Consider the following 9,617-nt stretch of genomic DNA (forward strand, 5'->3'; position numbering starts at 1 on the left):
GGGACGGGCCGGCCCGGCACGCCGCGGGTCTACGGCGGCGCACCCGCCCCCCGCCAGTCCGGTGGCCTGTACGGTGCGCGACCGGCCGAGCAGGACCCACCGCCGGCCACCCAGGAGGGCGATGACCAGGGGCAGGGGCGCGGGCTCTCCGGCTGAGCCGGGGCAGGGCCCGCCCCTCCGATACGCTCAGGTTCGTTGACGACCTGCAGTCGAGGAGTGGAACCGGTGTCTGATCTGTCCCGGATCGTGAAGGCGTACGACGTCCGTGGGACGGTGCCGGACCAGTGGGACGAGCGCGTCGCTGGGGCCCTGGGCACCGCCTTCGCCCAGCTGCTCGACGCCACCGGCGAGCCGGAGAAGGCCGTGCTGATCGGGCACGACATGCGGGCCTCCGGGCCGGGCCTGGCCGCCGCCTTCGCCACCGGTGTACGCGCCGAGGGGCGCCCGGTCATCGAGATCGGGCTCGCCTCGACGGACATGGTCTACTACGCCTCCGGTGCGCTCGGGCTGCCCGGGGCGATGTTCACCGCCAGTCACAACCCGGCGCAGTACAACGGCATCAAGATGTGCCACGCCGGCGCCCGCCCCGTCGGGCAGGACAGCGGGCTGGCCGAGATCCGCGACCGGGCACAGGCCCTGCTCGACAAGGACGAGTCGCTCGGCGAGCCGACCGCGCCGACCGAGCGGCGGGACCTGCTCGCCGACTACGCGGCACACCTGCGCACGCTGGTGGACCTGTCCGGCATCCGGCCGTTGACTGTGGTGGTCGACGCGGGCAACGGCATGGGCGGGCACACCGTACCCAGCGTGCTCGGCGACGCCGCCCTGCCGGCGCTGCCGCTGCGGATCGTGCCGCTGTACTTCGAGCTCGACGGCACCTTCCCGAACCACGAGGCCAACCCGCTGGATCCGGCCAACCTGGTCGACCTGCAGCGCGCGGTGGTGGCGCACGGTGCGGACCTCGGGCTGGCGTTCGACGGCGACGCCGACCGCTGCTTCGTGATCGACGAGCGTGGCGAGCCGGTCTCGCCGTCGGCGATCACCGCCCTGGTCGCGGCCCGGGAGTTGGCCAAGTACCCCGGTTCGACGGTCATCCACAACCCGATCACCTCCAAGGCGGTGCCGGAGATCATCCGGGAGCACGGCGGCGAGCCGGTGGTGGCCCGGGTCGGCCACTCGTTCATCAAGGCCGAGATGGCCCGCACCAACGCGGTCTTCGGTGGCGAGCACTCCGCGCACTACTACTTCCGGGACTTCTGGTTCGCCGACACCGGGATGCTGGCCGCGATGCACACCCTGGCGGCGCTCGGCGAGCAGTCGCTGCCGCTGTCCACGCTGGCCGCCGAGTACGAGCGGTACGTCGCCTCGGGTGAGATCAACTCCACGGTGGCGGACCAGGCGGCCAAGGTGGCCGAGGTGCGTGCCGCGTACCCGGACGCCGAGGCCGACGAGCTGGACGGGCTCACCCTGCGCTTCCCCGACGGGGCGTGGTTCAACCTGCGTGCCTCGAACACCGAGCCGCTGCTGCGGCTCAACGTCGAGGCAGCCACCGCGGAGCGGATGACCTCGCTGCGCGACGACGTGCTCGACCGGGTTCGCCGATAAGATCGCTCGCGCCGGTCGGCACCGTCGATCGGTGAAGCCGCATACGTGGAAGGAGCCGCGCAGTGGCCCTCGACCCGCAGTTGCTGGACATCCTCGCCTGCCCGGACACACACCATGCCCCGCTCGACTACGACGCGCAGGCCCAGACGCTGACCTGCACCGAGTGCGGCCGGATCTTCGAGGTCCGCGACGACGTACCGGTGCTGCTGCTGGACGAGGCGCGCGGCCCCGCGGAGCGGTCGTGATCGACGGAACGGCCGGCGTCAGCGGCCACCGCCACGCCGACGACCGGCTGCTCGACGACCCGGAGGCGTTGGCCGAGCGGGACCCGGGCGGCATGCTCCGGCACACCGCCTCGGGCGGCGCGCAGGTTCGTGAGTCGGCCGCGTTGGCCGCCGAGGCCAACCTGTCCGTACTTGGCGGCGAGGGGCGCCCCCGGGCGGTCGTCATCGCCGGCATCGGCACCGCCGGGCGTACCGGTGACGTGCTGGCCACGGTCGCCGGGCCGCGTTGCCCGGTGCCGGTCATCCCGCACCGCAGCGCGGGGGTACCCGGCTGGGTCGGCGCGGCCGACGTGGTGATCGCGATCAGCGCGTCCGGTCGCAGCCCCGAGGCGCTGGGCGCCGCCGAGGCCGCCCACCGGCGCGGTGCCCGGCTGGTCGTGGTGGCACCGCCGGACTCGCAACTCCAGTCGGTGGCCGAGCGGGCCCGCGCCCCGTTCATCCCGGTGCCCCGGCGGGCCCCGGCCCGGGCCAGTCTCTGGGCGCTCACCGTGCCGGTCCTGCTCGCCGCCCGGGCGTTCGGCCTGGTGAAGGTCAACGAGGCGGACCTGGCGGAGACGGCGGCCCGACTGGACGCCGACGCCGACCGTTGCCGCCCGACGGCGGAGTCCTTCGTCAACCCGGCGAAGTCCCTCGCGCTCGGCCTGGCCGGGTCGATCCCGATCGTGTGGGGCTCGTCCCCGCTCGCTGCGGTCGCCGCCCGCCGGTTCGGCGACACGCTGTCGGCCAACGCCCGGTACCCGGTGGTCACCGGAGCGCTAGGTGAGGCGGGCCGGGGGCGGGTCGGCCTGCTCGACGGCGTCTTCGGCGGCCTCGCCGAGGGGGAACGGGACATCTTCGCCGATCCGGACGTTCCAACCGGCGAGGACACCCGGCTGCGGCTGGTGCTGCTGCGCGACGGCGGACTGAACGCCGAGGACGACACCGACGAGCCCCTCGCGGTCGAGGAGCGCCGCGCGGAGGCGGTGCAGACCCTCGCCGAGCGGCGCGGCGTACGGTGCGACGTGGTCACCGCCGAAGGTGGTTCGGCGCTGGAACGACTGGCCTCCCTGGTCGCGGTGCCCGACTTCGCGTCGATCTACCTGGCGCTGGCGCACGGCCTGGACCCGATGGCGGTGCCGGCGATCACCGAGATGAAGGAGCTGTCCAACCCGTGAGCGAGCGCGGCGGAGCAGCGGCATGAGCGAGCGGCAGCGAGCGAATCATCAACGCAGCGCGGAAAACGCTCAGGCCGACGCCGAGCGGAGCGAGGTGGCGGCGTGAGCGCCCAGGGTGGCACCCGGGCGGTCATCGCCGCGCTGCTGGCCAACCTCGGCATCGCCGTGACGAAGTTCGTCGCGTACCTGCTGACGAGTTCGTCGTCGATGCTGGCCGAGTCGATCCACTCGGTGGCCGACTCGGGCAACCAGGCGCTGCTGCTGCTCGGTGGCAAGCGGGCCAGGCGGGCAGCCACCGCGCAACACCCCTTCGGCTACGGCCGGGAGCGCTACGTCTACGCGTTCATCGTCGCGATCGTGCTGTTCAGCGTCGGTGGGCTGTTCGCGCTCTACGAGGCGTGGCACAAGTGGTCCGAGCCGCACGGCATCACCAACTGGCAGTGGGTGCCGGTGACGGTGCTGCTGGTGGCGATCGTGCTGGAGTCGTTGTCCTTCCGTACGGCCATCAAGGAGTCCAACCTGATCCGGGGCCGCGAGTCCTGGTCCCGGTTCATCCGGCGGTCCAAGGCGCCGGAGCTGCCGGTGGTGCTGCTGGAGGACTTCGGTGCGCTGGTCGGCCTGGTCTTCGCCCTGATCGGCGTGGGAATGACCCTGATCACCGGCGACGGCCGGTGGGACGCGGCGGGCACCGCGATGATCGGTCTGCTGCTGGTGACCATCGCGATCGTGCTCGCCGTGGAGACCAAGAGCCTGCTGCTCGGGGAGGGGGCCGAGCCGGCGGAGGTCGCGGCCATCGAGCGGGCGGTCACCGGCGGGCCCGAGGTCGAGGGGATCATCCACATGAAGACGCTCTACCTCGGCCCGGAGGAGCTGCTGGTGGCCGTGAAGGTCGCGGTGGCGCGCTGCGAGACCGCCGAGGAGGTGGCGCGGGGCATCGACGCGGTGGAGGAGCGGATCCGCGCCGCGGTGCCGGTGGCCCGGGTCATCTACGTGGAGCCGGACATCTACCAGGCCCAGGCCGGCCCGTCGGAGACGGCCGGGCAGCCCGGGAGCTGACCGGTGGAACGGCTGTATGGGCTGATCAAGGACTACGCCTGGGGATCCCGGTCGGCGATCGCCGAGCTTCAGGGGCGGTCGGTGCCGAGCGACGGGCCGGAGGCCGAGCTGTGGCTGGGGGCGCATCCGGGCGCACCGGCCGCTGTCGAGCGCGACGGTGCCCGGGTCGCGTTGACCGACCTGCTCGCCGCCGCCCCGGGTGACTGGCTCGGTCGACCGGTGCTCGACCGGTTCGGACCGCGGCTGCCGTTCCTGCTCAAGGTGCTGGCCGCGGAGGCGCCGCTGAGCTTGCAGGCCCACCCGGACGCCGACCAGGCCCGGATCGGGTACGCCGCGGAGAACGCCCGCGCCGGCGGGCACCGCAACTACGTCGACCCGTTCCACAAGCCCGAGCTACTGGTGGCGCTCGGGCCGATGGAGGCGCTGTGCGGGTTCCGGGATCCGGCCATCTCGGCGGCGGTGCTCGCCGGGTTGGGCGTACCGGAGCTGCGGCCGGTGCTCGACGCGTTGGGTGCCGGGCCGGCGGGGCTGGCCGAGGCCGTACGTCTGCTGCTGGCCTGGCCGGCGGCGGAGCGGGCCGGGCTGGTGGCGGCGGTACGGGCGGCGGCGGTCGCCGGGCCGGACGCGGACCTGGTCGCGTTGCTGGCCCGGGATTATCCGGCCGATCCCGGGGTGCTGGTGGCGCTGCTGCTCAACCAGGTGCGGTTGGCCCCGGGCGAGGCGATCTGGATGCCGGCCGGGAACCTGCACGCGTACCTGCGCGGTACCGGCGTGGAGGTGATGGCGGCCAGCGACAACGTGTTGCGGGGCGGGCTCACCGCCAAACACGTCGACGTGGCCGAACTGCTTCGGGTGCTCCGCTTCGAGGTGCTGGAGCAGCCGGTGGTGTCGCCCCGACCGGTCGCCGACGGGGTGGTCACCTGGCCGGTGCCGGTGGAGGATTTCGCGCTGCACCGGGTGACGGTGGACGGCAGGCGGCCCGAGGTGACGGTGTCGGTGCCCGGGCCGCGGGTGGTGCTGTGCACGTCCGGCCAGGTCACCGTGACTGACGGTGTCGCGCCGGTGCTGCTCGGCTGCGGGCGCGCCGCGGTGGGCACGGCCGATGCCGGGTCACTGACCGTGACGGGTGCGGGTGCGGCGTACGTCGCTTCGACCGGCCTGGTCTGAGTCGACCGCGCGGGGAGCTTTGACGGTCCAGCGGCCACGCGCCTCGACTCGCAAGTCCGACTTTCCCGGAATAGCTTGACTCACCTCTGGCCGAGTGTGACTCTATGGGTGCGCAGCGTTATCGCGACGACGGTCCGAGAACGCGCGGGGGAACCAAACCGGGGGGATGCACGGGGCGGGCGGAGGTGGGCGGCACACGTCCACGACCGACCGCCCCGTGCGCTGTCCGCAACCACTCCATCCGCTGTCGGCGAGCGCGCGTAAGGTGGGTGGTTGCGCAGCATCATCGTCCGACAGGAGCTTTTATGACCAGCACTCTCCCGGCGTCCGCCAGCGGCACGTCGTCCGAGGCCCGGCCGCGCACCCTCGCCGAGGGCGACTACAAGGTGGCGGATCTGTCGCTCGCCGAGTTCGGGCGCAAGGAGATCCGCCTCGCCGAGCACGAGATGCCCGGCCTGATGGCGATCCGCCGCGAGTTCGCCGACGCGCAGCCGCTCGCGGGCGCGCGGGTCACCGGTTCACTGCACATGACGATCCAGACCGCCGTCCTGATCGAGACCCTGGTCGCGCTCGGCGCGCAGGTCCGCTGGGCGTCCTGCAACATCTTCTCCACCCAGGACCACGCCGCCGCCGCGATCGTCGTGGGCCCGGACGGCACTCCCGACGCCCCGTCCGGCGTCCCGGTCTTCGCCTGGAAGGGCGAGACGCTCGAAGAGTACTGGTGGTGCACCGAGCAGGTGCTCGACTGGCCCGACGGGCAGGGCCCCAACATGATCCTGGACGACGGTGGCGACGCCACCCTGCTCGTCCACAAGGGCGCCGAGTTCGAGAAGGCCGGCGCGGTGCCGCCGGTCGAGTCCGCCGACTCCGAGGAGTACGCGGTCATCCTCGGCGTGCTGCACCGCTCGCTCGCCGAGGACGGCCAGCGGTGGACCCGGATCGCCGCCGGCATCAAGGGCGTCACCGAGGAGACCACCACCGGTGTGCACCGCCTCTACGAGATGCACCGCGCCGGCACCCTGCTCTTCCCGGCCATCAACGTCAACGACTCGGTGACCAAGAGCAAGTTCGACAACAAGTACGGCTGCCGCCACTCGCTGATCGACGGCATCAACCGGGCCACCGACGTGCTGATCGGCGGCAAGATGGCCGTCGTGCTCGGCTACGGCGACGTGGGCAAGGGTTGCGCCGAGTCGCTGCGCGGCCAGGGCGCCCGGGTCGTGGTGACCGAGGTCGACCCGATCTGCGCGCTCCAGGCGGCGATGGACGGCTACCAGGTCGCCACGCTGGAAGACGTGGTCGAGCAGGCGGACATCTTCATCACCGCCACCGGCTGCTTCGACGTCATCACCAACGAGCACATGGCCCGGATGAAGCACCAGGCCATCGTCGGCAACATCGGCCACTTCGACAACGAGATCGACATGGCCGGCCTGGCCAAGCGCTCGGACGTCACCCGGGAGAACATCAAGCCGCAGGTCGACCTCTGGAAGTTCGACGACGGCCACGCCATCATCGTGCTCTCCGAGGGCCGCCTGCTGAACCTGGGCAACGCCACCGGCCACCCGAGCTTCGTGATGTCGAACTCGTTCGCCAACCAGACGATCGCCCAGATCGAGCTGTACACCAAGACCGACGAGTACCCGGTCGGCGTGTACGTGCTGCCCAAGCACCTGGACGAGAAGGTCGCCCGGCTGCACCTGGGCGCGCTCGGCGCCAAGCTGACCACGCTGACCTCGGAGCAGGCGGCGTACCTCGGTGTCACCACGGAGGGCCCGTTCAAGCCGGACCACTACCGCTACTGAGCGACCCCGCCGAACCGGGCCGACCTCGGGGTCGGCCCGGTTCGCCGTTTCCGCCCGCCGGCGACGGCAGTCTCGCGGCGAGTGAACTGGTGCGGGGTGCGCCGCTGGTGACGGTCAGCGGGGGTGATCGTGGCGGCGGGTGGGGCGGATCCAGGTCCAGATGCACCAGGCCAGCCAGGCCAGCGACACCACCGCCGCCAGAGCGCGCAGCCGCAGCGCGCTGAGCAGCAGCACCACCGCGAGCACGGCCAGCCACGGCCCGAAACCCCTCATCACGGCCTCCCCGGTGTCCGCTCGACGCCGACCACCGGCGCCGGTTCCGTATCGGTTGCCGGCGGAGCCGGCGGTCGTACCCCTGGACCGGCCTGCGCCGGCACCGGCGGCCGTACCCCGGCCAACCCAGCCTGCGTCGGCGTGGCCGGCCAAGGCCCGAAGCCAACGGCCGGCGGTCGAGGCCCGGCGGCTGGGACGGGCGGTCGAGGCCCGGCGCTGGCGGCCGGTGTCTGCGGTCGAGGTTCGGTGACCGGCGCCGGCGGAGCGGTCACCGGTTCGTCCGATCGGCTCGCGGCCGGCGCGAAGCCGAGCTGGGGCCAGATTGCGGCGGCGAGCGCGCGCTCGCCGGCGAGCTGGTGGCGGGCCCGCCGGTGCCGCTCGCCGAGGACGGCGGCCAGGTAGACCGGCTCCGGCAGCCCCGGCGGCGGCGGTGGGGCGGTCACCGCGGCGACCTCCCGCCACAGCCGCCGGGCCAGGTCGCGGCGGGTCGGCTCGGCGAACTGGTGGGACCGGGCCAGATACTGCCGGGTGGCGAGCGCCAGGCCCGCGTCCAGCCGGCTCAGATCCAGGGTGTACGCCCAACCGAACAGCACCGGCACCGTGGCCGGCACCGGGCGCCACCTCGCCGCAGCCCGGGTGTGTACGACCAGGGTGCCCGCCACCAGGTCACCCAGTCGCCGGCCGCGGGCGTCGGTCAGCATCACCGTCACCCCGGCCACCCAGGACACCAGCGGCAGCACCAACCCCGGCCACTCCACGGCGACCCCGACCAGCGCCCGGGTCAGCGACTGCCGCAGCCCGACCGGGGCACCGTCGACGCTGACCACCCGTAGCCCGACCGCCGCTTTGCCCGGCGTCCGGCCGTGGTTGAACCGTTCGAAGAACACCGGGTAGCCGACCAGCAGCAGCACGACCCCGACGGTGAGCAGCGCCCGCTCCGTCGGCACGTCGATCACGCCGTACGGCAGGATGGCCAGGATCAGCCCGGCCAGCGCGGCGAGCAGCAGGCCGAGCACCAGTTGGACCAGGACGTCGAGCAGCAGCGCGAGCACCCGCGAGCCGATCCGGGCGGCCCGCACGTCCAGCTCCACCGCCTCTCCGCTGACCAGGCCGGCGTCGCCCCAGGCCGGGGCCGTCCACGGTCGCGGTGAGGTGCTCACCCGGACAGTGAACACTATGATCGCGCGGACGGGGGTGGCTGGTGGATCTCGACGCGTACGTCGCCGAGCACGGCGGGGAATGGCGCCGGCTGGGCCAGCTCTGTGACCGCCGACGGCTCGACGCGGCCGAGGTCGACGAACTGGTCGCGCTCTACCAGCGGGCCACCACCCAGCTGTCCGTGCTGCGCAGCCGCTCACCCGATCCGGCCCTGGTGGGCGAGTTGTCCCAGGTGGTGCTCCGGGCCCGCGCCCGGCTCACCGGCCGACCCCGCCCGTCCTGGGCGGCGGTGCACCGGTTCCTGCTGGTCGGCTTTCCCGGGGCGGTCTGGCGGGCGGCGCCGTGGTGGTGTGCGGTGGCGACTGCCTTCACCCTGCTCACCTTCACCCTGATCTGGTTCGTCGCCGACAACCCGGAGACGGCGGCGGCGTTCATCGGCGACGCGGAGGCCGCCCACCTGGTCGAGTCCGGCTTCGCCGGCTACTACACCGAGTTCTCCGCGCCGACGTTCGCCTTCCACCTGTGGACGCACAACGCCTGGCTGGCGGCCCAGTGCCTGGCGGCGGGGGTGCTGATCGTCCCGGTCGGCTACCTGCTGTGGCAGAACGTGGTGAACATCGGTGTGGTCGGCGGGGTGATGGTCTCCTACGGCCGAGGGGACGTCTTCTTCGGCCTGATCACCCCGCACGGGCTGCTGGAGCTGACCGGCGTGTTCGTGGCCGCCGGAGTGGGGCTGCGTACGGGGTGGGCGTGGATCGCGCCGCCGGAGCAGCTGACCCGGGGGCAGGCGGTGGCCCGGGCGGGACGCGACGGCATCCTGGTCGCCGTCGGCCTGGTCGTTGTGTTCGCGGTCTCCGCGGTGATCGAGGCGTTCGTCACCCCCGCCCCGTTGCCGGTGGCGCTGCGCATCGCCATCGGCGCCACCGCCTGGCTGGCCTTCCTGGCCTACGTCCTTCTCCTCGGCTCCCGCGCCACCACCAGTCCCAGCTCAGCTGAGCATGGGGATTCCGATCCTCGACCCGCCCGCTAGCTCCATGGTCAATCCGGCCGGGTGGTCAGAGTTGGCCGGTGGATTTGAGCTGGAGGTAGGTGTCGGCGAGGGTGGGGGCCAGGCG

The 9,617-nt window shown here is 72.9% G+C and carries 9 protein-coding genes; 7 read left to right on the forward strand and 2 right to left on the reverse strand.

The window, feature by feature from the left end; all coding sequences use genetic code 11:
* Positions 1 to 225: 225 nt before the first annotated feature.
* The 6 genes from C1I95_RS28280 to ahcY all read left to right on the forward strand — a co-directional run bounded on the left by C1I95_RS28280 (position 226) and on the right by ahcY (position 7,071).
* Positions 226 to 1,605: a phosphomannomutase/phosphoglucomutase gene (locus C1I95_RS28280; protein WP_111218358.1), complete on the forward strand. Its 1,380-nt coding sequence runs from the start codon at positions 226 to 228 to the stop codon at positions 1,603 to 1,605.
* 62 nt (positions 1,606 to 1,667) lie between these two features.
* Positions 1,668 to 1,850, forward strand: a complete 183-nt coding sequence (locus C1I95_RS28285; RefSeq protein ID WP_111218344.1) for a Trm112 family protein — start codon at positions 1,668 to 1,670, stop codon at positions 1,848 to 1,850.
* Positions 1,847 to 3,043, forward strand: coding sequence for an SIS domain-containing protein (locus tag C1I95_RS28290; protein WP_111218346.1), 1,197 nt, complete (start codon positions 1,847 to 1,849; stop codon positions 3,041 to 3,043). Before C1I95_RS28285 ends, C1I95_RS28290 begins: the two co-directional genes overlap by 4 nt.
* Positions 3,044 to 3,145: 102 nt before the next feature.
* The gene (locus tag C1I95_RS28295; RefSeq protein WP_111218348.1) at positions 3,146 to 4,099 is read left to right on the forward strand and encodes a cation diffusion facilitator family transporter; all 954 of its coding nucleotides are present in this window, start codon (positions 3,146 to 3,148) and stop codon (positions 4,097 to 4,099) included.
* 3 nt (positions 4,100 to 4,102) lie between these two features.
* Complete coding sequence (gene manA / locus C1I95_RS28300) at positions 4,103 to 5,266, forward strand: mannose-6-phosphate isomerase, class I (protein ID WP_111218350.1); 1,164 nt, start codon at positions 4,103 to 4,105, stop codon at positions 5,264 to 5,266.
* A gap of 305 nt (positions 5,267 to 5,571) precedes the next feature.
* A complete protein-coding gene (ahcY, locus tag C1I95_RS28305) occupies positions 5,572 to 7,071 on the forward strand; it encodes an adenosylhomocysteinase (RefSeq protein ID WP_111218352.1) in 1,500 nt (499 codons plus the stop codon).
* Positions 7,072 to 7,185: 114 nt separating this feature from the next.
* Here the strand turns inward: ahcY and C1I95_RS35965 are convergent, their stop codons facing one another.
* Positions 7,186 to 7,344, reverse strand: a complete 159-nt coding sequence (locus C1I95_RS35965; protein ID WP_199523946.1) for a hypothetical protein — start codon at positions 7,342 to 7,344, stop codon at positions 7,186 to 7,188.
* Entirely contained in the window at positions 7,344 to 8,504 is a 1,161-nt protein-coding gene (locus C1I95_RS28315; RefSeq protein WP_233513940.1) for an RDD family protein, read from the reverse strand. Before C1I95_RS28315 ends, C1I95_RS35965 begins: the two co-directional genes overlap by 1 nt.
* Before the next feature lie 41 nt (positions 8,505 to 8,545).
* Between C1I95_RS28315 and C1I95_RS28320 the strand changes: the two genes are divergently transcribed.
* Entirely contained in the window at positions 8,546 to 9,532 is a 987-nt protein-coding gene (locus C1I95_RS28320) for a stage II sporulation protein M (protein ID WP_111218356.1), read from the forward strand.
* Positions 9,533 to 9,617: the final 85 nt, after the last annotated feature.

Origin of the sequence: Micromonospora craterilacus (assembly GCF_003236315.1) — a bacterium.
Taxonomy (GTDB): Bacteria; Actinomycetota; Actinomycetes; order Mycobacteriales; family Micromonosporaceae; genus Micromonospora; species Micromonospora craterilacus.